Annotated in this window: 24 protein-coding genes; 16 read left to right on the top strand and 8 right to left on the bottom strand. The window is 32.5% G+C overall.

What is annotated here, in order from left to right; genetic code table 11:
• The first annotated feature begins 12 nt into the window (after positions 1 to 12).
• From HNP99_RS14470 to HNP99_RS14440, 7 genes are all read left to right on the top strand, one after another.
• Entirely contained in the window at positions 13 to 414 is a 402-nt protein-coding gene (locus HNP99_RS14470) for a curli production assembly/transport component CsgF (protein ID WP_173854100.1), read from the top strand.
• 1 nt (position 415) lies between these two features.
• Complete coding sequence (locus tag HNP99_RS14465) at positions 416 to 1,792, top strand: CsgG/HfaB family protein (protein WP_173854099.1); 1,377 nt, start codon at positions 416 to 418, stop codon at positions 1,790 to 1,792.
• 51 nt (positions 1,793 to 1,843) lie between these two features.
• Positions 1,844 to 3,340 (top strand): carboxypeptidase regulatory-like domain-containing protein, encoded by a 1,497-nt coding sequence (locus HNP99_RS14460; protein ID WP_254596874.1) that lies wholly within the window; start codon positions 1,844 to 1,846, stop codon positions 3,338 to 3,340.
• Positions 3,341 to 3,526: 186 nt separating this feature from the next.
• Positions 3,527 to 4,705 carry an AIR synthase related protein gene (locus HNP99_RS14455; RefSeq protein WP_173854098.1) on the top strand — a complete coding sequence of 393 codons (1,179 nt, stop codon included), beginning with the start codon at positions 3,527 to 3,529 and terminating at the stop codon, positions 4,703 to 4,705.
• Positions 4,706 to 4,835: 130 nt separating this feature from the next.
• Positions 4,836 to 5,192, top strand: a complete 357-nt coding sequence (locus tag HNP99_RS14450) for a hypothetical protein (protein WP_173854097.1) — start codon at positions 4,836 to 4,838, stop codon at positions 5,190 to 5,192.
• Positions 5,193 to 5,316: 124 nt separating this feature from the next.
• Complete coding sequence (locus HNP99_RS14445) at positions 5,317 to 5,916, top strand: GNAT family N-acetyltransferase (protein WP_173854096.1); 600 nt, start codon at positions 5,317 to 5,319, stop codon at positions 5,914 to 5,916.
• Between the two features lie 193 nt (positions 5,917 to 6,109).
• The gene (locus HNP99_RS14440) at positions 6,110 to 6,550 is read left to right on the top strand and encodes a hypothetical protein (RefSeq protein ID WP_173854095.1); all 441 of its coding nucleotides are present in this window, start codon (positions 6,110 to 6,112) and stop codon (positions 6,548 to 6,550) included.
• A gap of 216 nt (positions 6,551 to 6,766) precedes the next feature.
• On the opposite strand, the gene HNP99_RS14435 is transcribed toward HNP99_RS14440, so the two are convergent.
• The 6 genes from HNP99_RS14435 to HNP99_RS14410 all read right to left on the bottom strand — a co-directional run bounded on the left by HNP99_RS14435 (position 6,767) and on the right by HNP99_RS14410 (position 12,634).
• Positions 6,767 to 7,975: a peptidylprolyl isomerase gene (locus tag HNP99_RS14435; RefSeq protein ID WP_173854094.1), complete on the bottom strand. Its 1,209-nt coding sequence runs from the start codon at positions 7,973 to 7,975 to the stop codon at positions 6,767 to 6,769.
• Between the two features lie 31 nt (positions 7,976 to 8,006).
• The gene (locus HNP99_RS14430) at positions 8,007 to 9,131 is read right to left on the bottom strand and encodes a peptidylprolyl isomerase (protein WP_173854093.1); all 1,125 of its coding nucleotides are present in this window, start codon (positions 9,129 to 9,131) and stop codon (positions 8,007 to 8,009) included.
• A 17-nt stretch (positions 9,132 to 9,148) separates the two neighbouring features.
• On the bottom strand, positions 9,149 to 9,847 hold the full coding sequence (gldI, locus tag HNP99_RS14425) for a gliding motility-associated peptidyl-prolyl isomerase GldI (RefSeq protein ID WP_173854092.1): 699 nt from the start codon (positions 9,845 to 9,847) through the stop codon (positions 9,149 to 9,151).
• A gap of 3 nt (positions 9,848 to 9,850) precedes the next feature.
• Entirely contained in the window at positions 9,851 to 10,858 is a 1,008-nt protein-coding gene (locus tag HNP99_RS14420; RefSeq protein WP_173854091.1) for a DHH family phosphoesterase, read from the bottom strand.
• Positions 10,859 to 10,927: 69 nt separating this feature from the next.
• The gene (locus HNP99_RS14415; protein WP_173854090.1) at positions 10,928 to 12,184 is read right to left on the bottom strand and encodes a chloride channel protein; all 1,257 of its coding nucleotides are present in this window, start codon (positions 12,182 to 12,184) and stop codon (positions 10,928 to 10,930) included.
• 66 nt (positions 12,185 to 12,250) lie between these two features.
• Positions 12,251 to 12,634, bottom strand: coding sequence for a RidA family protein (locus HNP99_RS14410; RefSeq protein ID WP_173854089.1), 384 nt, complete (start codon positions 12,632 to 12,634; stop codon positions 12,251 to 12,253).
• A 270-nt stretch (positions 12,635 to 12,904) separates the two neighbouring features.
• Here HNP99_RS14410 and HNP99_RS14405 point away from each other — a divergent pair, with 270 nt between their 5' ends.
• Positions 12,905 to 13,570 carry a hypothetical protein gene (locus HNP99_RS14405; RefSeq protein WP_173854088.1) on the top strand — a complete coding sequence of 222 codons (666 nt, stop codon included), beginning with the start codon at positions 12,905 to 12,907 and terminating at the stop codon, positions 13,568 to 13,570.
• A gap of 7 nt (positions 13,571 to 13,577) precedes the next feature.
• Here the strand turns inward: HNP99_RS14405 and HNP99_RS14400 are convergent, their stop codons facing one another.
• Complete coding sequence (locus tag HNP99_RS14400) at positions 13,578 to 14,105, bottom strand: hypothetical protein (protein WP_173854087.1); 528 nt, start codon at positions 14,103 to 14,105, stop codon at positions 13,578 to 13,580.
• 246 nt (positions 14,106 to 14,351) lie between these two features.
• Here HNP99_RS14400 and guaA point away from each other — a divergent pair, with 246 nt between their 5' ends.
• The 6 genes from guaA (at position 14,352) to yidC (ending at position 22,434) form a co-directional block, all read left to right on the top strand.
• Entirely contained in the window at positions 14,352 to 15,881 is a 1,530-nt protein-coding gene (gene guaA, locus HNP99_RS14395) for a glutamine-hydrolyzing GMP synthase (RefSeq protein WP_173854086.1), read from the top strand.
• Between the two features lie 129 nt (positions 15,882 to 16,010).
• Complete coding sequence (locus HNP99_RS14390) at positions 16,011 to 17,984, top strand: PBP1 and LysM peptidoglycan-binding domain-containing protein (RefSeq protein WP_173854085.1); 1,974 nt, start codon at positions 16,011 to 16,013, stop codon at positions 17,982 to 17,984.
• A complete protein-coding gene (locus HNP99_RS14385) occupies positions 17,984 to 18,385 on the top strand; it encodes an OsmC family protein (protein WP_173854084.1) in 402 nt (133 codons plus the stop codon). Before HNP99_RS14390 ends, HNP99_RS14385 begins: the two co-directional genes overlap by 1 nt.
• A gap of 79 nt (positions 18,386 to 18,464) precedes the next feature.
• Entirely contained in the window at positions 18,465 to 18,698 is a 234-nt protein-coding gene (locus HNP99_RS14380) for a DUF3820 family protein (RefSeq protein WP_173854083.1), read from the top strand.
• Between the two features lie 151 nt (positions 18,699 to 18,849).
• Positions 18,850 to 20,463, top strand: a complete 1,614-nt coding sequence (locus HNP99_RS14375) for a CTP synthase (RefSeq protein WP_173854082.1) — start codon at positions 18,850 to 18,852, stop codon at positions 20,461 to 20,463.
• Positions 20,464 to 20,538: 75 nt separating this feature from the next.
• Positions 20,539 to 22,434: a membrane protein insertase YidC gene (gene yidC / locus HNP99_RS14370; RefSeq protein WP_173854081.1), complete on the top strand. Its 1,896-nt coding sequence runs from the start codon at positions 20,539 to 20,541 to the stop codon at positions 22,432 to 22,434.
• A 66-nt stretch (positions 22,435 to 22,500) separates the two neighbouring features.
• Here yidC and HNP99_RS14365 read toward each other — a convergent pair whose 3' ends face one another.
• Positions 22,501 to 23,463 carry a fasciclin domain-containing protein gene (locus HNP99_RS14365; RefSeq protein ID WP_173854080.1) on the bottom strand — a complete coding sequence of 321 codons (963 nt, stop codon included), beginning with the start codon at positions 23,461 to 23,463 and terminating at the stop codon, positions 22,501 to 22,503.
• 356 nt (positions 23,464 to 23,819) lie between these two features.
• Here HNP99_RS14365 and HNP99_RS14360 point away from each other — a divergent pair, with 356 nt between their 5' ends.
• Together HNP99_RS14360 and mnmA are read left to right on the top strand one after the other, a co-directional pair.
• A complete protein-coding gene (locus HNP99_RS14360; protein WP_173854079.1) occupies positions 23,820 to 24,518 on the top strand; it encodes a toxin-antitoxin system YwqK family antitoxin in 699 nt (232 codons plus the stop codon).
• Between the two features lie 83 nt (positions 24,519 to 24,601).
• Positions 24,602 to 25,789, top strand: a complete 1,188-nt coding sequence (mnmA, locus tag HNP99_RS14355; protein WP_173854078.1) for a tRNA 2-thiouridine(34) synthase MnmA — start codon at positions 24,602 to 24,604, stop codon at positions 25,787 to 25,789.
• The last annotated feature ends 5 nt before the right edge of the window (positions 25,790 to 25,794 follow it).

Below are 25,794 nucleotides of genomic sequence, written 5' to 3'. Positions count from 1 at the left end.
AATATAGAAATTATGAAACTCTTATTTTCTTTATCAATATTTTTATTCTCACTATCAATATTTGCTCAGGATTTAGTTTATAAACCTAAAAATCCAGCTTTTGGAGGTGATACCTTCAATTATCAGTGGATGATTAGTTCAGCAGAATCTCAAAATAAATTTAAAGATACAAGCACTCAAGCTACAGAGCTGACTGAATTAGAGCAGTTCACAAAGGATTTGAATTCTCAGTTACTGAGTTCCGTTTCAAGGTCTTTATTCACACAACAATTTGGAACAGAAGGAATATCTGCTGGGAGTTACGTTTTTGGAAGCCTTTCTGTAGAGGTTTATCCTTCTTCGGGAGGATTAACAGTTGATATATTAGATACCAAAACGGGTGAGCAAACACAAGTAATCATACCAAATCAATAATATGAGATTATATAACTACTTTATCCTATTGCTGTTTTTTATTATTTCTAGTTGCGGAGCTTACTATAATCAACCTACAGGAGTTGAAAAAGCGGTTATTGGCGAGAGTACACCTGCAACAACATTACTAAAAGAATTGCCTAAACCTAAAGAGCCTATTGTTGTAGGACTTTATAAATTTAGGGATCAAACAGGACAGTATAAGCCTTCTGAAAACGGAAGTAATTTTAGCACTGCGGTAACGCAAGGGGCTACTTCGATATTAATTAAAGCTCTAGAGGATTCAAAATGGTTTGTACCTATCGAAAGGGAAAATATAGGAAACCTTCTGCAAGAAAGAAATTTGATTCGCTCTACAAGACAAGAATATACAAAAGACGTTGATCCTAATGTACCGCAAATAACTCCTTTGCTTTATGCTGGAGTTTTACTTGAAGGCGGAATTATTTCGTACGATACTAATATTATTACAGGAGGTTTTGGAGCAAGATATTTTGGTACGGGTGGTGCTATAAAATACAGGCAAGACCGAGTTACTATTTATTTAAGAATGGTTTCTACTGCCAATGGTAAAATTTTGAAATCAGTTTATATTTCAAAAACAATACTTTCACAAGCTATTGATCAGAGTCTTTTTAAATATGTGAGTTTTAAAAGATTATTAGAAGTCGAAACTGGATATACAACTAATGAACCCGTACAAATGGCAGTTACAGAGGCTATAGAAAAAGCAGTTGCTACTTTAGTTTTAGAAGGAATTAAGGAAGGAATTTGGGAAGCAGACGCTCCTAAACCTGAGATTGACTCTTTGCTTTTAAAATATGAAGAAGAAAATAAAGAAGCTGATGTAACGGCAATATATAATAGAGAATTAAAAGAGAGGAGATCGCGTTTCGCTATAGAAATTGCAGGAGGAGCAACGTTAATGGATGGAGATTATGAAAGTCCGTTAGTGCGACCTATGGGGCGTGGTGCTTTGAAATATTTTTTTTCGCCTTCATTTAATTTAAGTGCTTCTACAAATGTTATAGAACTTGCTAATAAAAACCTTATAGATGTAGGATACGCAACATTTGATCTTAATGCCGAATTTATTTTCTTGCCAAAAGACAAACTTACACCATATATTTTTGCAGGAGGAGGTTATGGAATGAATCGCAAATTCGAAAATCAACATGTAAAAGTGCAGTATGGAGGAGGTTTTGAATATATGGCTTCGGATAATATAGGAATTAAAATTTATGGAGAACATAATTTGAATTTTAGTGACAATATAGATTATATAAAAAGAGGAGTAAGAGATGATTTTTATTACAGATTTGGTTTGGGTTTAACTTATTATTTTCCAAATAAAAAGAATACAGTTTCTGGGAAATAAATAGAATATAATTCTCAAAAACATAGCCTTTTCAATAAACAATAATTAAAAATGATGAAAAATATTTATCTTAAAATTAGTTGCTTTCTTTTATTAATAATTTGCTCTTGTAGCGAGGAAAAATTTGCTGGTGAAGAATTTGGTGCTATAGAAGGTAAGGTGGTTAGCGCTGTAGATTTTCTGCCTATTGCTAATGTAAAGGTTTTTTCAAGTCCAAATTCTAGTATTGTTTTTACAAATGAAGAAGGCAAATTTTCAATTCCTAATATAAAAGTTGGTGATTATTCTTTTGAAGCACAAAAAGAAGGCTATTTGTCAAAATTTGAATCGGCTACTATCAATGTTGACAAAACAACTAATGTTGTATTCGAATTAAAATTATCAACAACAAATAATAAACCACCGGTTGCACCTGCGCTTGTTGCTCCACTAGATAATGTGAACAATCAGGCGTTAGAATTAGGTTTAAGTTGGACAGCAACTGATCCTGATAAAGATGTCTTAAAGTATGAAATTACACTAAGGAAAAGTAGCAGTGATGAAGTAATCGTATATTCGGATATTACAGATACAAGTTATACTCTAAAAGAACTGTCCTATAATACAAAGTACTATTGGCAAGTTTCAGCAACTGATGGAATAAATCCTCCAGTTTTAAGTGCAGTACAATCTTTTACGACACTTGCTTTTCCAAATACTCGTTTTCTATTTGTAAAGAAAATTAATGATAATAACGTTATTTATTCGGGTGATGATAATGGCAATAAACAACAACTAACTAGTTTAAGTTTGAACAGCTGGAGACCAAGGAAAAATAATCAAGCCAATAAAGTAGCATTTATTAGATCTAGCGGTGCTCAAAATCATATTTATACTATGAATCCAGATGGATCAGGGGTTTTAAAAATTACAAACTCGGTTCCTATTGCAGGTTTTAACTCTGAGTTGCTTAATTTTTCATGGAATACTTCGGGGAGTCAAATTATATATCCATCTTTTGATAAATTGTACCGTATTAATAAAGATGGAAGTGGTTTAACTAAGATTTACCAAACTACAAGCGGAAAATTTATATCAGAGTGTGACTGGAGTAATGATGGAACTAAAATTGCCTTAAAAGTTAATGATGCAAGTGGTTATAATGTTGAGGTCTTTGTGATAAATACTTCAGGTGTTGTAATTGATCAAGTACTTTCAAATTTTCTTGGAGCTGTAGGAGGTTTAAACTTTTCAGTAACGGGACAAAAAATAATTTACACTAGAGATGTGTCAGGATATGAAAATGCTAATTACAGACAGTTAGATACTCGAGTTTTTCAATATGAATTCAGTAGCGGAGTAACAACTGAAATAGGAATAGAAAAACCTATAGGAACAGTAGATTTAGATGTGCGTTATTCTCCTAATGAAGCCGAATTAATTTTTATGAATACTTCAAATGATGAATTATCAACAAAAAATATTATCAAATTTACACCATCAGTCAATAGTTCAGGAGCTTCAAGGACTATATTATTTACAGATGCAAGTATGCCTGATTGGGAATAATAAATAAAAATTGTCAAGAATACCTAAAAGCACCTATTTAAACAGGTGCTTTTTATATTATATAGCACTTATTTATAGTATTAAACCCCAATTCTTACAGATAAGCAATGCTTAATAACCCAAAAAAAATATTTACCTTTGCCAAACAACCCAGTTGCTGATTAGCGACTTACACAACTATACTAAATGAGTTCAGATACTAGCAAACGATATGCACTTAGAGGTGTGTCGGCATCAAAAGAAGATGTGCATAATGCCATAAAAAACATTGACAAAGGATTGTTTCCTCAAGCCTTTTGTAAAATAGTTCCAGACTACCTTACCCAGGACGAAGATTACTGTCTTATTATGCATGCTGATGGTGCAGGTACAAAATCATCTTTAGCTTATATGTATTGGAAAGAAACAGGAGACGTTTCAGTATGGAAAGGAATTGCGCAAGATGCATTGATTATGAATATTGATGACTTATTGTGTGTAGGTGCTACAGATAATATTTTACTATCATCAACAATTGGGCGAAATAAAAACCTAATTACTGCTGAGGTTATTTCTGCCATTATCAATGGTACCGAGGAGTTAATCAAAGAATTAGATTCCTTTGGCGTAAGCATACATTCAACAGGAGGAGAAACAGCTGATGTAGGGGATATTGTTCGTACAATAATAGTAGACTCTACCGTTACTGCACGCATGAAACGTTCTAAAGTGATTGATAATGCTAACATTAAAGCTGGTGATGTTATTGTAGGTTTGGCTTCTTTTGGTCAAGCAACTTATGAGAAAAGCTATAATGGCGGAATGGGTAGTAACGGCTTAACATCGGCACGTCACGATGTTTTTGAGAAATATTTGGCTACTAAATACCCAGAAAGTTTTGATGCAGCTGTTCCTGAAGAATTAATTTATTCAGGTCAGGTAAAATTGACTGATGCAGTTCCAAATAGTCCTATTGATGCAGGTCAATTGGTACTTTCGCCTACTAGAACTTATGCGCCTATTATCAAGAAAATTTTAGATAAATATAACTCAGAATCAATTCACGGAATGGTGCATTGTAGTGGTGGAGCACAAACAAAAATTTTACATTTTGTAGAAAAGTTACACATCATAAAAGATAATTTATTTCCAGTCCCGCCTTTGTTTCAGTTAATTCAGGAGCAATCAAAAACTGATTGGAAAGAAATGTACCAAGTATTCAATTGCGGGCACCGTATGGAACTTTACGTACCAGAGCAGATTGCGCAGGATATTATCGCTATTTCAAAATCATTTAATGTTGATGCTCAAATCGTAGGAAGAGTCGCAGCAGCCGATGCTAAGAAATTAACGATAACAAGTGAATACGGTACTTTCGAATATTAATAACAGCTATATTTTTAGGAGCTAATCCCGTTATACGCTATATCTTTTTATCTTGAATATGTTTCAGAATCCTGAAAAATATTCAAGATAAAAAGGATGCCGCTACTACCGGGGCTAAAAAATAAAACCCATGTACGAATTACTTTTTTGGAAATACCTTGAAGGAGTTTATCTCAATCATCAAGAGGTTTATCAAGCATTAGAAGTCGAACCTACAATTGAAGGTTTAGAAGCACTACCTGTTCAAGTAATTTTAAATAGAATAGCTTCTGTTTTTTCTAAATGGGAAAAAGTAGATGATACGAGTTGGAAAAATACAGCTGGAGTAGGTGCATTTCATGTGAGAACTACACCGCAAAGTATACAGATTGATTGTTATGGAACTGAAGGCAAAACAATGGACAAATTGGTAGATATCATGGACGAATTTAAATGTCCTTTATACGATCCACAAGTTCCAGAACGATATGATGAAATGAGCGAATAGTTAGTTTTATTTATATAGAAAGGGACACTAAAGGAATAAAGTAATTTATTCCTTTAGTGTCCCTTTTTTTCTTTAATGCTATTGATAAAAATGAGTATTATTGTAAAACTAAACAATATATAAAATGGATTTTAATTTCATGCAAAACACTATTCTTGAGGACGATGTGGTTATACTACGTCCGCTTCAAGAAACCGACTTTGATAATCTGCTTCCTTTTTCTATAAACGAACCTGATACGTGGTTTTATTCTTTAGTTAGAGCAAACGGAAAAGAAAATTTAACACAATATTTAAAATCAGCTGTACAAGGAAGAGACAATGAAAGTGAGTTTCCTTTTATTGTTTTTGATAAAAGAACAAATTCCTACGCAGGAAGCACGCGGTTTTATGACATTAATTTTCAGTATAAAACATTGCTTTTAGGTTTTACTTGGTATGGAGAACAATTTAGAGGAACAGGTTTAAATAAACACTGTAAGTTTTTATTACTACAATATGCTTTCGAGAGCTTAAATATGGAAAGAGTGGAGTTTAGAGCAGATAATAGTAATACTAGAAGTATTGCTGCAATGAAAAGCATTGGATGTGTAGTTGAAGGAGTGTTGCGCAATCACATGCCTACTCATGGTAGCGAAATAAGACGTGATAGTATTGTACTCAGTATTTTAAAAAAGGATTGGTTTGAGTCAGTAAAGCAAAAATTAAAAGCTTCATTAGTATAAGCATTTTAACAAATCCTTTTTCAAAACTATATTTGTAGTACCATCATACAGTGATTATTTGATTAATTATATATCGTATTTGTGAAAAACTTTACGAACTTTGCAGTCGAGTAATTGACTCAGCTTTTAATAGAAAATACAATTGTATTTGGGGTGTTGAATAAAACAAAATTAGAAAAACAAAAAGCAAAAGATGAAAATAAATTTAAAAAACGGAATAGATAAACTCATTTTCGGAATGAAGCAAAACGATGTAATTGCTGTTTATGGTAAGCCAGATAGAAATTATAAAGATGAAGATGATAATGTTATTTTTGCTTACAATGCACAAAAAATCCGATTAACATTTTATCAAGAAGAGGAGCTTAAGCTAGGTTACATGGTTGCTTCAAGCCCTGATTTAGAATTATTCGATAATAAAGTTATTGGAAAACAAATCAAAGAAATTAAGAAAGAACTGTCTAGAAAAGGTGTTGCTAAATTCACACAAGAAGAGTTTGATACTTTTGAAAATTATTTTAATGAAGACAACTGGTTTATTTTACAAACTGAATTTGATGAGGTTGTGAAATTCGAAATTGGTGCTATCATCAATGATAAAGATCAATTTGACTGGAAATTCAGTAAAAAATAATTAAAGTTATACTAATTCTAATACAACTTAATTTTTATCAAATCATGAGCAGTCGAGATGCACTAGTGGTTTCGACTCCGTTCAAACTTAAAATTAGAATGTTCTATAAATAGTAACGTATTAAAACATTAATCAGTTTACTACTAAATAATCAGTAACAAGAAACCCGATATGCAAAGATACATATCGGGTTTTTTATATAGTAGTAAAAGACAGTTATTGTTTAGGAGCGGGTTGTTTATCAAATAGCTCTAATTCAAAAATCAAATCTGCATTAGGGGGAATTACACCTCCAGCGCCTCTTTCTCCATATGCTAATTTAGCAGGAATAAAAGCGATTAATTTATCTCCGTAAGACATTAAGCTTAATGCTTCTATAAAACCAGGGATCATGCCTTCCTTACGTCCAGCTTGAAAAGGGAAAGCATTGTAACCGTTTAATGCGGCTCTTTTTTCGTCAAACTTTCCGTAAGTTTTGTTTACATCTTCATAACTACTGTCAAATAAGTTTCCGTCTTCAAAGTAACCTGCGTAATGAAAGTAAAAAGTATTTCCGTCTACTGGTTTGACTCCTGTTCCTTTTTGGATGATTTTATATGTCAACCCTGAATCAGTTGTTGTTGCGCTAGTTTTAGTAGTAGTAAAGTAAGCTAACTTTGCCGCAACTACAGGAGCGAATTTTTCCTTATAAGCTTTTTCTTTTTCAAGTTCAAGTGCTGCTTCTTTCTTTTGTTTTTCTTGTTCTAATACCGCTTCTTTTTTTGCATCTTCTGCTTTGTTGTTAAAGTAAGTTTCAAAAACTTTAGGAGCATCAAATTTTCTAGCAAGAGAGCCTTTGCGCGTAATGGTAACTTTAGTCATTACATCATTTTGCAAAATTTTATTAACAACATCCATTCCGCTTATAACATGACCAAAAATAGTATGGCGATTGTCTAGCCATGGCGTGTCTTTGTGCGTAATGAAAAATTGACTGGAGTTACTTGCAGGTCCTGAATTTGCCATAGCAAGAATTCCACCTTTATCGAATTTTAAATCAGTAAATTCGTCTTTAAAAGCATATCCTGATCCACCGGTTCCGTTTCCTTGAGGATCTCCAGTTTGAATCATAAAGTCGTTAATAACACGATGAAATTTTAAACCATCATAAAACGGTTTGTTTTTTAATTTAGCATCAGTAACAAAAATGTTTTTTCCTTCGGCTAAAGAGATGAAGTTAGCTACAGTAATAGGTGCTTTTTGATATTCTAAAACAAGTAAAATATCTCCTTTATTAGTAGAAATTGTTGCAAAAATACCATCAGCATCTTTCTCGTTTTTTACAACTGAATTAGTAGCTGCTTTACCTGTAGCTACTTTTTTTGTAACCTGTGCTTGCATATTTACTATTGCTAAAAATACAAGACCTAATAATCTTAATTTCATTATTATGAGTTTAAAAATAATTAATTCTAATTTATTGTGGAGTCACTTCCATCAATTCTATTTCAAATATAATATTAGCATTAGGCGGAATAACATCACCAGCGCCACCAGCACCGTAAGCTAAATGTGCAGGAATAAATAATATTGCTTTTTCGCCATAAGATAATTTTTCTAATCCTTCAATAAAACCAGGGATCATACCTTCTTTACGTCCCGCTTGAAAAGCAATTGGTTGGTATCCATTTTGAGCAGCTCTATTTTGATCGAATTTTCCAAAAGTTCTCGCTACATTTTCAATACTACTATCAAAAAGTTGGCCATCTTCTAGGAATCCAGCATAATGAATGAATACTTGTGTTCCTTTGGGTGGTTTTTTATTAGCTGTTTTTTTAGTAATTACATATTGAAGACCCGTAGAAGTTTTTGAAACTTTGCTTTTTAAGGCATTAAAATACTTTACTTTGTCTTCACGAACGTCTTTATATTTCTCGTCGTAAACTTTTTTATTTTCTGCATCAGCAGCTAATTTTTTCTTTTGATTTTCTGATTCAACAGAGAAGTAATCGTAAAATGTTTTTACGGCATTGAATTTTTTTGCCGCCTCACCATTTCTGATAATTGTTACTTTATTGATGTAGTCATTTTGTTGAATTTTATTAACTACTTCCATACCTTTTTCTACAACATGACCAAAGATAGTGTGCTTACCATCTAACCAAGGTGTTGAAACATGTGTAATAAAAAACTGACTGCTGTTTGTTTCAGGACCGTTATTAGCCATAGCTAGAACGCCACCTTTATCAAATCTTAAGTCAGAGAATTCATCTTTAAATTTATAACCTCCATCACCAGATCCCGTTCCAAGAGGATCACCAGATTGTATCATGAAATCGTTAATAACACGGTGAAATTTTAAACCATCAAAAAAGGGCTTTCCTTTAAGATTGTTATTGGTAACAAAGTCATTTTTACCTTCAGCAAGAGTAACAAAGTTAGCCACAGTAATAGGGGCTCTTTTATAATCTAAAGCAACAATGATTTCTCCTTTACTAGTTTCTAATTTTGCATAAAGACCATCAGGAAGGTTGCTGTTATCATCTTTACAAGAAGATAAACTAACGATTGCGAGTAATACAAATAGGATTCTTTTTTTCATATCTAAAAAATATTAACTTATTTTAAAGTGTCTTTGGGTTGGTTTGTAGTAGTTTTTTTTGGGGTAACTGTAGGTTTTATAGTTATTTCATTAATAGTTTTTTTTACTGAAGGAGTAGCAGTATTAGGAGCAATAACCGTTTTTTCTACTGTTTTTTTCTTAGCACTAGCTTCGGGTTTGAAATCGTTTAAAGTTACAGTGACTATTAATGGTTGATTTGTTCCTATTTTTTTATCATCACCGTGATAGCCATATCCCATGTGTGAAGGAAATAAAAAGTTTACTTTCTCAGTTTTATGCATTAATTTTATACCGTCTCTTAATCCCATCATTATTTCTTGCTTGTCAACATAATAAGTTTGTGGTCTTAATTCAAGATCAGAATAAATAACATTGCCTTGTAAATCTTTTATTTCGTAATCAAAATAAGCAACGTCACCTTTCATTGGTGTTAGTGTATCTAATGTGTTTTTGGTATCGTAAGAATACCAATATCCTTTTGCTGATGATAAATAAGTTACTTGAGGACTATTTTTCATTACCTCTTTTATCAAATCCTCCTCTGAAGCAACCAACTTTTTATTTCTTATGATTGATTTTTTCATAAAAGCTCCTGAAGAATGTGAGATAGGTCTTCTTGCTTCCTGATGTTGTTTACAGCTAGATACGATGAGTACTAAAAGTATTGTAATTGCAATTGATGATTTAAATTTCATGTACTATATTGTTAGATGTGCTACTAAATTTTCAAATTTAACAATAGTTTCTTCCATAGAAACTTCTGATCTTCCGCCTGCAGCATTGCGATGTCCACCACCATTAAAATGATCTCTTGCAAATTGATTTACATCAAAATCTCCTTGTGAACGGAACGATATTTTGATTATTTTTTCATCGGTATTTTCAATGAAAATTGCTGTAAAAACAATTCCTTTTATACTCAAACCATAATTTACAATTCCTTCAGTATCTCCTTTTACATATTCAAAAGAATTTAATTCTTCTTGGGTAAGTGTCGTGTATGAAGTATTATGATGAGCAAGTACTTTCATGTTTTGAAGTGCTCGTCCCAATAATTGTAATCTTTGATAGGAACTATTCTCAAACAGTAAATTTGGGATTTTAGTATTTTCAACACCTAAATCTATTAATTCAGCTACAATGCGATGGGTATTACCAGTTGTTCCTGGAAAACGAAAAGAGCCAGAGTCAGTAAGGATTCCTGTGTAAATACAAGTACCAATAGTTTTATCAATAGCGTCTTTCTTACCTAAAAAATTAATGAAGTTATATAGCATTTCACAAGTAGATCCAAAACCAGTGTTTGAATAAGTGTAAGCCGCATAATCATCAGGTTTTTGATGATGATCAATCATAATGTATGTTGATTTTAACTCGGTTAATACTTTCTCCATTTCGTTACCTACGCGGTGAAAAGCATTAAAGTCAAGAGTAAAAACTAAATCAGCTTCTTGTAATATTTTAGTGCAGTTTTCTTTGTCTTTTTCAAATATTTTAACTGTTTCTGAACCTGGTAACCAAGCCAAGAAATCTGGAAATTCATTGGGAGCAATCACAACTGCTTCGTGATTGTATTTTGATAAAAAGTGGTATAATCCTAAGGTTGACCCCATGGCATCACCATCAGGGCTTCTGTGAGGGATGATAACAATTTTTTTTGGTGTTGCCAGTAGCAACGCGATAGCTTCAATGTCTTGTATTTTCATAGTGTGCGAAATTACATTTTTTTAATGTAAAGTTGGAATTCATTTGTAAATAAAACCCTTTTTTTAGCGTTAAAAAAGGTCTAATTTTTTTCTTTTAATTTTTTCGTATAAATGGTATTTAGCGCCTTTAACTATCTGAGCATGGTAAATACCTACAGATCCAGAGGACAAATAGGCAATAAAACAAGCGGTTCCTATGTAGATACCTGATTGAATCCCGAATAGTTCGAGTCCCATAACTGTGCAGGCAATAGGAGTGTGTGTGGCTCCAGAAAAAACTGCTACAAACCCCATTCCAGCTAATAATGCAATAGGCAACGGAATAAATAATGACAAGGCGCTTCCTAATGTGGCTCCAATGAAAAACAGCGGTGTGACCTCGCCACCCTTAAATCCTGCGCCCAAAGTAAACCCTGTAAAAAGAATTTTTAGTAAAAAATCATAATAGTTGCTTGGAGTAGAAAAAGACTCAACAATCATAGGTACTCCGAGTCCAATATATTTTGTAGTTCCTATAAAGTAAATAGTAAACGCTAAAACGGTCCCTCCTATAAAAGGTCGTAATGGTGCATATTTTATTTTTTTAGTGAATAATGCACCCCAATAATGCGTACTTCGTGAAAATAACATTGCAGCTAAACCAAATAGGATACTTACTGGAATAATCCAAAGAAGTATTTCAAAATTAAAATCAGGTACATTAGGAATAGCATAATGTGTGTGCTTTACCTGCCAAATGTCGACCGTGTAATAAGCAAAATAGGCAACTATAAAAGATAGAATAGTACTTTTAAGAGTGATTTTGCTAAAATACACTACTTCTAAGGCAAAAATTGCACCTGCTAAAGGTGTTCCAAATACTGAAGCAAAACCAGCACTAATTCCTAATATGATAATTGTTTTTCTTTCGGCTCCGTCTAGTTTAAAAAGAGATGTGAATTGGTCTGCTATCGCGCCTCCCATTTGTACAGCAGTTCCTTCTCGACCTGCTGAACCTCCAAAAAGATGTGTTGCAATCGTTCCAAAAAGCACTAAAGGTGCCATTATAAAAGGAATTTTTGCTTTTGGCTTATCGTATTCTTCTAAGAGTAAATTATTGCCTCTTACAGCAACTGCTCCATAATAATAGTAGCTCAAACCTATCAGTAAACCAGCTATTGGCAGCAGCCAAATAATCCAAATAGTATTGGCTCTAATTGTTGCCGCCCACTCAAGCGAAACAAGTAAAAAAGCAGATGCTGATCCTGAGAAAAAGCCTATCAATGCACAAATAAGCAGCCATTTAAAGACCGATAAAAGGGTGTTTTTTATTTTAAGTAAATTCATTTGTTAGTTTACAAGAATTGTAATCTTGTTATTTTAAAGGAGTATTTACAATCCTTTATATTGTTTTTATGCTATTACTGCCGTGAATTCTATTTCTACAAGATATTCGGGTGCAATTAATTTACTTACTTCGTAAAAACCTGTTGTAGGTTTGATGTCTTTAAAGTAGACAGAATGCGCTTTGGCGACAGCCTCAAAACTAGTAATATCTGTTGTGAAGATTCTTGTTCTAATGACATCTTTCATGCTTACGTTTAAATCTTCAAGAACTACAGCTACTCGTTCCATGATATTTAAAGTTTGTGCATAGGCATCAGTAGCTTTTACTTTGTCATTGTCAACAATAGCAACTGTTCCAGAAACTTCTACAATGTTGCCGATCCTTACAGCACGGCAATAACCCATTTTGTCTTCCCAGGGTGATCCAGTAAGTATGTTTTCTCTTTTCATTGTGTTTTATTTTAGCTTATTTTTAAAGCAAATTGATTCAAAAACAATTTTGGTATATTTTTTGCAATTTAGGAAAAAAACAACAACGATTTGTTATTCTGCTGGTTGATTTAATGGCATTATTTAGCTTGACTTTACAATCAGGGAATAATAATCACTAAAAAAGACTGTTATAATAGTAAGTTAAATTATATGTGGATTTGTTGATATATAATTTTGGTTTTTTATTTTTAAAAAAAAATAGTTCAATACCATTCAATATAAAGCATCATGAAAAGAATACTTTTTTTAATTCTACTAATAGGTACAACCGCAATGGGGTATTCTCAGAACGAGTTTAGCAGTAAATTTAAAGCTATTCCACCAGTTGATAATGGTTATAAGGCTAAAAAAACGATTCCGCCAACTAATGAACCTCCGGTTATTGTAGCGCCCAATGTTTTTAAAAAACCAGATCCTTTTACACCGCCAAGTACTAATTTTCAAATAGGAAAACCCGCTCAAATGACGATGACTCCTAAAAACGATTTTGTAAACCCAGGCGATGCTATTGTAGAGAAATTAAATAAGAAAGAAGACAATCCGGAAGCTATTGTTTATAGAAAGAATCAAAATCTTGGTGATTTTAAAACAAATTCAACAACGGCAAAAGTATTGTATCGTGATGCCGCGTATGTTGATGGGGATCAAATTAGAGTATATCTAAATGACAAAGTGATTCAGTACCAAGTGAATCTTGATAGTGAGTTTAAAGGATTTGAGATTGAATTACAAAAAGGGTTCAATAAAATTGACTTTGAAGCTTTAAATCAAGGAAGCTCAGGGCCTAATACCGCTGAATTTAAGGTTTATGATGACAAAGGAGGATTAATATCTGCTAGTCAATGGAACCTAGGTACTGGATTTAAAGCGACAATAATTTTAGTTAAAGAGTAATTGTTAATTAAAAAGGATCAGCAGTAACTCTAAAATTCATGTCAGCTTTTATAGTTACGTCTTTAGTAACGGTTTCTTTTAAAACTGCTTCTGTGCGAATTTTATAACTTGAAGCTTTAATGTATTTGTCAAGTTTAGCCTCAGTAGAAATTAATTGTATAGTATTATCAGTAGTATTTATATTGTCTAAATAAGCTAATTCAATTTCGTCATTTGCATCTGTAGATATGTATAAATGAACTGATTTTAAAAAGCTAAAACTTTTATCAGATGGATCTGTTATAGTAAGAATTAAGTCTTTAAGTTTAACTTCTTTTACTAAGTTAGCTTTTGTTTTATTGTTTTCAAATTCACTACTTGAATTGGTTGTAATATCAGGAGTGCTAATTTCAAAAGGTGTTCCTAGAGGTAGGTTACTGTCAATTTGTATGCTAGTACTGTTAGAGATTGTAAAGGTTAACAGTTTGTCTACAATGCTACATGAAATTACAAATAAGGATAAAAGGAGAGTTATTGCGTAATTTTTTATTTTCATAATATGATTTTGAGCTGTTTAAGCAATTGTTAATAAAAATTTTTATTTTACAAAAGTAGTCTTTTTAATAATAGTGCTTAAGTCGTGTTGCTAAATTAGTATTAGAACTTGTTAGCGGTTTTGTTTTTTGTAATGAATTTCAGTTGTTTAAGACTTGTTTTTTACTTAAAACCTAGTGTTGGAAAAAAAATTCAATTTTTTCAAAATTCAATTTTCCAATTCAAAATATAAAAAGTATTTTTGCGCATGCAACACAACGTACTTATTTTAGATTTCGGATCGCAATACACTCAGCTTATTGCGCGTAGAGTTCGCGAATTAAATATATTCTGCGAAATTTTCCCTTATAATCACATACCTAGTGATTTATCCAGTTATAAAGCCGTAATTCTTGGTGGAAGCCCCTTTTCTGTTCGTGGAGAAGATGCTCCCCATCCTGATTTATCTCAAATTAGAGGAAAATTGCCTTTACTAGCGGTTTGTTATGGCGCACAATACTTAGCTCACTTTAGCGGTGGAGAAGTAGCGGCATCAAATACTAGAGAATATGGTAGAGCTAATTTGTCTTTTATTAAAGAAGACGAGATATTCTTTGAAAATGTTTCAGTGAATAGTCAAGTTTGGATGAGTCACAGTGATAGTATAAAAGCTTTGCCTACTAATGGGGTAAAACTAGCGAGTACTCATGATGTAGAATTTGCTGCTTATAAAATAGAAGGCGAAACTACTTATGCGATTCAATACCACCCAGAGGTTTTTCACACCACAGATGGTTCAAAAATGTTAGAGAATTTCTTGGTGAAAATTGCCGAAGTTCCACAAACATTTACACCAAATGCTTTTGTTGAAGAAATGGTTGCTGAGTTAAAAGAGAAAGTAGGAAACGATAAAGTTGTTTTAGGACTTTCTGGTGGAGTAGATTCTACTGTAGCAGCAGTTTTATTACATCAAGCTATTGGTGAAAACTTGTATTGTGTTTTTGTAAATAATGGTTTGCTTCGTAAAAACGAATATCAAAGTGTACTAGATCAGTACAAGGGAATGGGCTTAAACGTTAAAGGAGTAGATGCGGGAGATCGTTTTTTATCTGAATTAGCGGGAGTAAGTGATCCTGAAACAAAACGTAAAATTATAGGAAGAGTTTTTATCGAAGTTTTTGATGATGAATCACATCTTATCGAAGACGTAAAGTGGTTAGCTCAAGGAACGATATATCCGGATGTTATTGAGTCGGTTTCTGTAAAAGGACCGTCAGCAACTATAAAATCACATCATAATGTAGGTGGTTTGCCTGATTACATGAAATTAAAAATTGTAGAACCTCTTCGCATGCTTTTTAAAGATGAAGTACGTAGAGTAGGGGCTTCATTAGGAATTGATCCTGAACTATTAGGAAGACATCCTTTTCCAGGTCCAGGATTATCAATTCGTATTTTAGGAGATATCACTCCAGAAAAAGTGCAAATTTTACAAGATGTAGATGCTGTGTTTATTGATGGATTAAAATCTTGGGGATTGTATGATAAAGTTTGGCAAGCAGGAGCAATATTACTTCCTGTAAATAGTGTAGGGGTAATGGGGGATGAGCGTACTTATGAAAAAGTGGTTGCGCTACGTGCGGTAGAATCTACTGACGGAATGACGGCTGACTGGGTGCACTTACCTTATGAGTTTTTAATGAAAATCTCAAATGACATTATAAATAAAGTAAAAGGAGTAAATAGAGTAGTATATGACATTAGCTCTAAACCACCAGCGACTATTGAATGGGAATAATAAATTTTTAGTTATATATAAGGTTTTTTGATCTCGAATTTCCTTAATTTTATAAACGGTATCAAGTTTTTGGAATAAAATTTGATACCGTTTTCTTATCTTTGACTTAATAATTTTTAAATAAATAAAATGAAATATTTTTTTGCTACTTGTGCTACATTTTTGTTTTTTGCCGGAACTGTTTTCTCGCAAAACAAAACCTTAACTCATAAAGTAGAGAAAGGGGAGACAATCAATCAAATTGCACAGAAATATCAAATTACACCGTTTGATATTTATCAATTAAATCCAGATGCACAAAGCGGACTAAAATTGAATACGGTTTTGTTGATCCCTAATAAAAAAGAGGCTGGTGTAAGTGTGCAAAAGGTGAAAACTGTTCCTTCTTCTGGATCAATAACACATATGGTTATTGCTAAGGAAACACTATACGGGATCGAAAAACAATATAACATTTCTGATGCCGACTTGAAAAAAGCAAATCCAGATATTGAAATTGATGGATTGAAAATAGGAATGCTTTTGACTATTCCTTCAAAACATCCTACTAAAGCTGCTGTTAAAAAAGTAGAAAAAGAGACTACGAAACAAGAACAAGCGGTATATCATGATGTATTACCTAAGGAGACTAAGTATTCTATAGCGCGACAATATGGAGTTACAATTCAACAAATTGAACAGCGCAACCCTGAGGTTGTAGATAACTTACCTATTGGATATAAATTATTAATCAAAGGCAATCCTTCACAAACTATAAATGAAGTTAAGGCTGTAGCAAAAGAGGAAATTACAGATTTAAAAAATGCCGCTATTGCAAAAGATACTGTAGTTAGTTATATCGCATATGAAGTTCAGCCAAAAGAAACACTTTATAGTCTTTCAAAAATGTTTGATATTTCGCAAGAAGAGTTAATAAAGCTAAATCCAGAATTAAATAATGGTGTTGATATTGGTATGCTTTTAAAAGTACCTTCAAAAATTGCTGCCGTTACTCAAGAAAAAAAGGAATATGTTTCCTTAAGTAAAAATATTGCTGAAGGGAGGCGTAAAAAAATGGTGTTATTACTACCTTTTAATGTTTCAAAAATTGAAGGAGATACCATAAATTCAGCTTACAGTAGATTAAAAAAAGATAAGTTTTTAAACATGACTCTTGATTTTTATGCCGGTGCATTAATTGCAATTGATTCAGCTAAAACATTAGGTCTTCCTATTGATGTAGAAATTTATGATTCTCAAGAAAGTAAAAACAGCTCTAATGTTGCGGCTGTAATTAGAGATAATAAATTACAAAATGCTAATGCTATCGTAGGACCTTTTTATCAAAGTAATGCCGAAGTAGCTGCTCAAGCAGTAGGATTGAATAATGTCCCAGTTATATCGCCACTTTCTAAAGATGTAGGTAACGCTTATGCAAATTTATACCAAGCGGTACCTTCAAATGAAGTTGTTAAGGGGACAATGTTTGACTATATGCGTGCTCAAAACGGAAATATAATGGCTGTTGTTGATAAAAAGAAAGAATCTATTCTTCAATATTTAAGAGATAATCAAAAAAATGTTCCTCTAGTGGCTTTTAAAGATAATGGTAGTGTTTCTGCAGAAAGTTTAAAAGGAATGTTGGTAAAAGACCGTATGAATTATGTTGTCATGGAGACAGCTAATACTTGGATGATTAAAACAACAATTGCTGCTATGATAAGTGCAATGCCTGCTTATCAAGTACAATTAGTGATTTTGGAACCTAATGAAACATTGGATTTTGAAGAGGTAAAATTCTCAAACTTAACGAAGTTAAAGCTGATGTATCCTTCGGTAATTCGCGACTGCGTTACTCCTGAAGCTGCTATTTTTGATAAAAAATTTAAAAGCGCAAATAATATTTATCCTAGTGATTATGCTACTCGTGGTTTTGACGTTACCTTTGATACAATGATGCGATTGGTTCAAAATGTAAAATTTGAGCAAACTGTAAAAGTTGCTGCAACTGAATTAGTAGAAAATAAGTTTGAATATTATAAAAAAGAAGATGGTGGATACACTAATAAAGGGGTGTTTATCATGTATTATGACACGGACTTAATTATAAAAGAAGCTAAATAATGACTTCAAAAGTAACTTATTTAGGTGATTTAAGAACGTCATCGATTCACGTTCAATCAGGAAGTGAAATAATGTCAGACGCTCCTTTAGATAACAATGGAAAAGGCGAAGCTTTCTCACCTACTGACACTGTAGCGAATGCATTAGCAAGTTGTATGATGACTATCATGGGAATAAAAGCAGGTGATTTATCGGTTGAGATGGCTGGTACTACTGCTGAAGTAACTAAAATAATGAACGCTGAGCCTAGAAGAATAGGAGCTATTGAAATTATTTTTAATTTGGTTGGAACCAATGATCCAAAAAATAGAGCGATTCTTGAAAGAGCCGCTTTGACCTGTCCTGTTTTTTTAAGTTTAAATCCAGATATCGAAAAGCGAATTTCTTTCAACTGGAAATAATATGAATTAACAACAAGAATTGAGAAACAAGAAGTAGTGACTTTATTGTTTGTTGATTCTTGTTTTTTTATAAATAACAATGGATCAAAATCAAAAGGAATTAATAAAATTAGCACATACAAAAATGCCCTTCGGTAAATACGAGGGGCGTTTTCTTATAGATTTACCAGAGTATTATGTCGTGTGGTACCATAATAAAGGATTTCCTAATGGTGTTTTAGGAGATCAATTGCGATTAATCTATGAGTTGAAGTTAAACGGATTAGAAGAATTGATTCGGAATATTAAAAAAAGATATCCCAAAGGGCTTTAGTGAAAGTAAATAATTGCTATTTACCTCAAAACTTGTTCGTTAATCAATTGACAATTTTCTAAATTATCTCTTTTTTAAATTAGCATATTCTCAATTTATAATCGTATTTTTGCCAAGTTTTTTACACAACTACAATACAAACAACAACATAATGAATCAAACAAAATATATCTTTGTTACCGGTGGTGTGACTTCTTCTTTAGGGAAGGGGATTATAGCAGCATCTTTAGCAAAATTATTACAAGCAAGAGGGTACAGGACCACAATTCAAAAATTCGATCCTTATTTAAACGTTGATCCAGGAACATTAAATCCTTATGAACATGGGGAGTGTTATGTGACTGATGACGGTGCTGAGACTGATTTAGATTTAGGTCATTATGAGCGTTTTTTAAATGTACCTACTTCTCAAGCTAACAATGTAACTACAGGAAGAATTTATCTTTCGGTTATTGAAAAAGAGCGTAGAGGAGAATTTCTAGGTAAAACGGTACAGGTAGTTCCTCACATCACTAATGAAATTAAAGACAGAATGCAATTACTTGGTAAATCAGGTGATTATGACATTGTGATTACTGAGATTGGTGGGACTGTAGGGGATATTGAGTCATTACCATATATTGAATCTGTTCGTCAATTAGTTTGGGATATGGGTGAAAATAATGCTATTGTTATTCATTTAACATTAGTGCCTTATTTAGCTGCTGCGGGTGAGTTAAAAACAAAACCTACACAACATTCTGTGAAAACTTTAATGGAAAGCGGTATTAAAGCTGATATTTTAGTTTGTAGAACAGAGCACGAAATTTCAGATGAAATTCGTAATAAATTGGCTTTGTTTTGTAATGTAAAAAGAGAGGCTGTAATTCAATCTATTGATGCAGATACAATTTATGAAGTACCTAATTTAATGCTTGAAGAAGGATTAGACTTAGTGGCTTTAAAGAAATTAGACTTGCCTAAAAAATCAGCTCCAGATTTAAAAACTTGGAACACTTTTTTGAAAAGATTAAAAAATCCTAAACATACTGTAAATATTGGTTTGATTGGGAAATATGTAGAAATGCAAGATTGTTACAAGTCAATTTTAGAGGCTTTTATTCATGCAGGAGCTACTAATGAGACTAAAGTAAATGTTATTTCAATACATTCAGAACATATTGATGCTTCAAATGTAGCTGAAAAATTAAAAGATCTAGACGCTGTTCTTGTTGCGCCAGGTTTTGGTGAAAGAGGTATAGAAGGTAAGATTGAAGCGGTACGTTATGCACGTGAAAATAAAATGCCATTCTTCGGGATTTGTTTGGGAATGCAAATGGCAGTGATTGAGTATTCAAGAAATATTCTAGGCTATGCTGATGCAAATTCTACTGAGATGAATGAAGCGACTAAGCATCCAGTTGTAAACTTAATGGAAGAACAAAAAACAATTACTGATAAAGGTGGGACCATGCGTCTTGGTGCTTGGAAATGTAATATTAAGCCAGATACGTTAGCTTATAAAATCTATGGTAAAACGGATATTACAGAGCGTCACCGTCACCGTTATGAGTTTAATAGCGCTTACGCAGATGAATTACAAAAAGCAGGTTTAATTGCTTCTGGAGTGAATCCTGACACAGGTTTAGTAGAGATTGTAGAGATTGAAGATCATCCTTTCTTTATAGGAGTACAGTACCACCCAGAATATAAAAGTACAGTAGCAAATCCGCATCCTATTTTTGTGAATTTTGTTGCAGCAGCTGTAAAAGCTAAGAAAAAATAATTTTAGAATACGCATATATAGTAATGCCTAATTGAGCTTGTTATCAAGCCAGGCTATAAATAATAATTGAATATAATGGAACAAAAAAAGTTTGACCCTAATTCGTTAATTGGTTTTGTATTGATTTTTGGTATATTGATTTGGATGATGTACAATAACCAACCAACTGATGCGGAAGTAGCAGCAGAAAAAACCAAAAAAGAATTGGTAGTTAAAGAGGATGCTAAAGCAAATAATGTAAAAACTACCGAAAAAGCTGCAGTTGTAGCCGTAGGAGATACATTGCAAATAGCTCAACTACAAAAATCATTAGGTAGTTTTGCCTATTCAGCAGCACTTCCATCCGCTAAAGAAGGTTTTACAACTATTGAGAATAAGTTGGTTACTTTAAAAATCGCTAATAAAGGGGGGTACATTGTTGAGGCTACTTTAAAAAATTTCGAAAGATTTAAAAAAGGATCTGGAGAATTAGTAAAACTTGTTAAAGATAATAATGCGAGTTTAAACATTCAATTGTTTACTAGTGACAATCATACTTTAAATACTAAAGACCTTTATTTTGAACCAACATTGACAAAAAATGGTGAAGACCAAATTTTATCAATGCGTTTAAAAGCTGGAGCAAACCAATACTTAGAATATAAATATGTGCTTAAAGCAGATGATTATATGCTAGATTTTGATATTCAGTCGCAAGGATTGAGTAAAGTATTGAATACTTCTAAACCATTAAATTTAGAGTGGGATTTAAAAACGTATACGAATGAAAAAAGTATTACGTATGAAAACCGTTATTCTGAGTTGTATTATGAGCATGAAGATGGAAAAAGTAACTATTTAGGATTAGGTAGTCAAGAAGATGATATTGTTAAGGACGTATCTTATGTAGCCTACAAGCAACACTTTTTCTCTTCTATCTTGTTGTCAGCTACACCTTTCGAGCAAGCAGAATTACACTCGACTAATTTAGTTAAGGATGATAAAGTAGATACTACTTTTACAAAGCAATTTAAAGCGGTTGTTCCTTTAGCTTTTAAAAATGGGGAAATTGACCAAAGAATGAATTGGTTCTACGGACCAACGGACTATAAGTTATTAAAAACGTACGATAGAAATTTAGAGGATATTGTTGCTTTAGGTTGGGGTATTTTCGGTTGGATTAACCGTCATGCATTTATTCCTATGTATAGTTTTTTAAGTATGTTTATTTCTCACGGTTGGGCAATTGTTATTTTTACTATTTTAGTAAAATTAGTTATGTCACCTATTACGTATAAATCGTTTTTGTCTCAAGCAAAAATGAAAGTTTTACGACCTGAAATTGCTGAGTTAGGGGAAAAATTCAAAAAGGACCCAATGAAAAAACAGCAAGAAACAATGAAGCTGTATAATAAAGCAGGTGTGAACCCGATGGCGGGTTGTGTCCCAGGTTTATTACAAATGCCTGTGTTTTACGCTTTGTTTCAATTCTTCCCTTCAGCTATAGGTTTAAGGCAACAAGGGTTTTTATGGGCAGATGATTTATCTTCATTTGATTCTGTTTACCAATTGCCTTTTCATATTCCAGGGTACGGAGATCACATAAGTTTATTTCCTATTTTAGCTTCTATTGCTATTTTCTTTTACATGAAAATGACTACAGGAGATCAACAAATGGCTGCGCCTCAACAAGAAGGTATGCCGGATATGGCTAAAATGATGAAAATCATGATTTATGTTTCGCCATTGATGATGTTAATTTTCTTCAATGGATATGCATCTGGTTTGAGTTTGTATTATTTTGTATCTAACTCAATTACTATTGGTATTATGCTTGTAATTAAAAACTACATTATTGATAGTGATAAAATTCACGCTCAAATTCAAGAAAATAAATTAAAAGAGCCTAAGAAACAAGGTAAGTTCCAGAGAAAATTACAAGAAGTAATGGAACAACAAGAAGCGGTAAAAGCGCAACAAAAAAAGAAATAGTTATTATTTTAAACATAAAAAAAGCTTCCAGTGATGGAAGCTTTTTTAGTTTAAGATATTTATGAATTATAACATAGGTAGTAATACTTTGTTTAAAACATGGATAACTCCATTAGAACATTGTACGTCTGTAGCTACAATTGTAGAAATTCGGTCATTTGCATCCTTAATTTTTGCGCCACTAGTTAATTGTACTGTAAATGATTGTGGCGTTTCTAATGTAGGAACTACTTTTCCTTCAGTCAAAGTTGCTGCTAATATATTTCCAGAAACTACATGATATTTTAGTACTTTAGTTAAATTCGCTGCAGAAACACTTGCAATCCCACCAGTTAATTCGGCATCTAATGCTGTAAAGGCATCATTAGTAGGGGCAAATACAGTAAATGGTCCTGTACCTGATAAAATAGATACAAAATCTGGTTGATCATTGCCAGTTAGAGCGCCAACTAATGATGTGAAATTTGGATTAGCAGTCGCATGAGTTACAATTGTAGGTAAGTTGATTACGGCATCAACAATATGAATTACTCCATTTGATGCCATTATATCTGCACTAGTTACCATGGCAACACCATTTAATTTTACAGTACCACCACTAGTATTTACAAACATGCTTAAGTTATTTGTTGCTGAAGCTGTTCCTTTTGCTAATGTTTTTATGTATGTTGTTGTAAGATCAGTAGATTTTATTGTACCACTAATAACATGATTTAATAAAATTTCTTTTAATGCAGCAGTAGGTACGTCATTAATAGTAGCGTAAGGTGTAGTGGCAAGAAATGCTGTGAAAGCTGCATTTGTAGGAGCAAAAACGGTGTAATTATCAGTTCCTTGTAAGGTTACTGCTAAATCTGCTTTGGTTAAAGCTTGGACTAAAATACTGAAATCTGGTGTTTTTGCAGCAATACCTGTTATGGTATTATCTGTCGCAACTGGTTCATCATTATCATCATTACTACATGATGTTGCTGAAAATGTCAATGAAGCAACCATCATTAAAAAAATAGGTTTTAATAAATTTTTCATAATTGTTTGTTTTAAATTTTGAGCAATTTAAGATAATTTGTTTAACTTTTAGTTAATAATAATAAACATAATATAAATTTTGTGATAATTTTAAATTTTGTTTATTATTATAATAACTATTGATTATGAGTTGTTTAGTTGTTTTACTCTGTTATTGTTAAGCTTTTTTTTGATTTTATGTGTTTTGTTTTAAAAATGATAAGTTAAACAGTTTTAACATATGGTTATTTCTTTGTTTAATGATAATTTTTAAATTTTTATACATAAAAGTAATATTATGGAAATTGAAAAGTTCTTGTGTAAAAGGATTATTTTTGCATTTCAATAAACCGCATCTATTAAACTTATAAATTATTATGAAATACTTTAAAGCTTTTTCATTGGCATTTTTAATTTGTTCAACTCAATTATTATTAGCACAGACTAATGTGAATAAATTAGATAGTAAAGGGAAAAAAGAAGGTGTCTGGAAGGGGACTTACGAAACTTCTAAAAGACCGAGATATGAAGGAAACTTTTCTCATGGAAAAGAAATCGGCCTGTTTAAATTTTTTGATGATACAAAAGCAGGAAGTATTATTGCTACAAGAGAATTTAATGATAAAGACACAAGTGCTTATACTATTTTTTATGATCAAGCCAATAATAAAGTGAGCGAAGGTAAGGTAGTCAATAAATTATTTGAAGGGGAGTGGAAATACTATCATCAAGCTGCAAAAACCATTATGACACTCGAGAATTATAAGAATGGTAAACTGGAAGGGTTACGATCTGTTTTTTATCCAAATGGAAAAATTGCTGAGGAAATCGTGTATAAAAATGATTTGAAAAACGGAATGTGTAAAATTTATTCTGAAAACGGATTTGTTTTAGAGGAAACGATGTATGTTAATGGAGAGTTTAATGGTCCGGCTATTTTTAGAGATGGTTCAGGGAATATAGCTTCTTCAGGGAAATTTTTGAATAATAAAAAAGTGGGCATCTGGGAGTTTTTTGAAAAAGGAAAGAAAGTGAAAGAATTGAATATGAGTTTTCCGCAGACCAATTCTAAATAGTATCCTAATTAACGCAGTACTAAGATCGCTACTCAAATAAAACGTTGTAACTTTGCAGTCTTATAAAATAATAAAGAATTAAGATGAAACGTGTTGTAGTAGGACTTTCTGGAGGTGTAGATTCAAGTGTTGCCGCTTATTTATTGCAACAACAAGGATATGAAGTGATTGGTCTTTTTATGAAAAACTGGCATGATGACTCTGTGACAATTTCAAATGAATGTCCTTGGTTAGAAGACAGTAATGATGCATTATTAGTTGCTGAGAAATTAGGAATACCTTTTCAAACTGTAGATTTAAGTGAAGAGTATAAAGAAAAAATCGTTGATTATATGTTCAACGAATACGAAAAAGGAAGAACTCCAAATCCGGATGTACTTTGTAATCGTGAAATAAAATTTGATGTTTTCATGAAAATTGCTTTAAGTCTTGGTGCTGATTATGTAGCAACAGGACATTATTGCCAGAAAAGTGAAACAACTGTAAACGGAGAAACAGTTTATCAATTAAAAGCGGGTGCTGATACTAACAAAGATCAATCGTATTTTCTTTGTCAGTTATCACAAGAGCAATTGGCTAAATCCTTGTTTCCTATAGGTGAATTAACGAAACCTGAGGTACGCGAAATAGCAACTGAAATGGAATTAGTAACCGCCGAAAAGAAAGATTCGCAAGGCCTTTGTTTTATTGGTAAAGTACGTTTGCCAGAATTTTTACAACAAAAATTGCAACCAAAAGACGGGTTAATTGTTCAAATAGATAAAGATGATGCTGTATATACTAATTTAAATACAGTGGCATTGACTGAGGAAGAAGCTTTGGTTCTTGCTTCAAATAAAATTGCTTATACTCCAGAAATGGGTAAGGTAGTTGGGAAACATCAAGGAGCGCATTATTTTACTATAGGACAACGTAAAGGGCTTAATGTAGGTGGTACTAAAGATCCTTTGTTTATCATAGGTACTAATGTAGATACAAATACTATTTATACTGGTTTAAGTAGTCAGCATCCAGGATTGTTTAGAAAAGCACTTTTTATTGACACTCCCGAAGTACATTGGGTACGATCTGATATGGCATTAGAAAATGGTCAAAAAATGGAGGCAATGGTTCGAATTCGATACAGACAGCCACTTCAAAAAGCAACGTTACACCAGCTTGAAAACGGAATGTATATTTCATTTGAAGAGCCGCAATCAGCAATTACTGAAGGGCAATTTGCGGCTTGGTATCTTGGAGATGAACTAATTGGTTCAGGTGTGATTTCGTAAAGCAT

Origin of the sequence: Flavobacterium gelidicaeli, from assembly GCF_013294005.1 — a bacterium.
In the GTDB taxonomy this organism is placed as follows: domain Bacteria; phylum Bacteroidota; class Bacteroidia; order Flavobacteriales; family Flavobacteriaceae; genus Flavobacterium.
The sequence above is the reverse complement of the archived record's forward strand: the minus strand, read 5'-3'. Positions and strand labels throughout refer to the sequence as shown.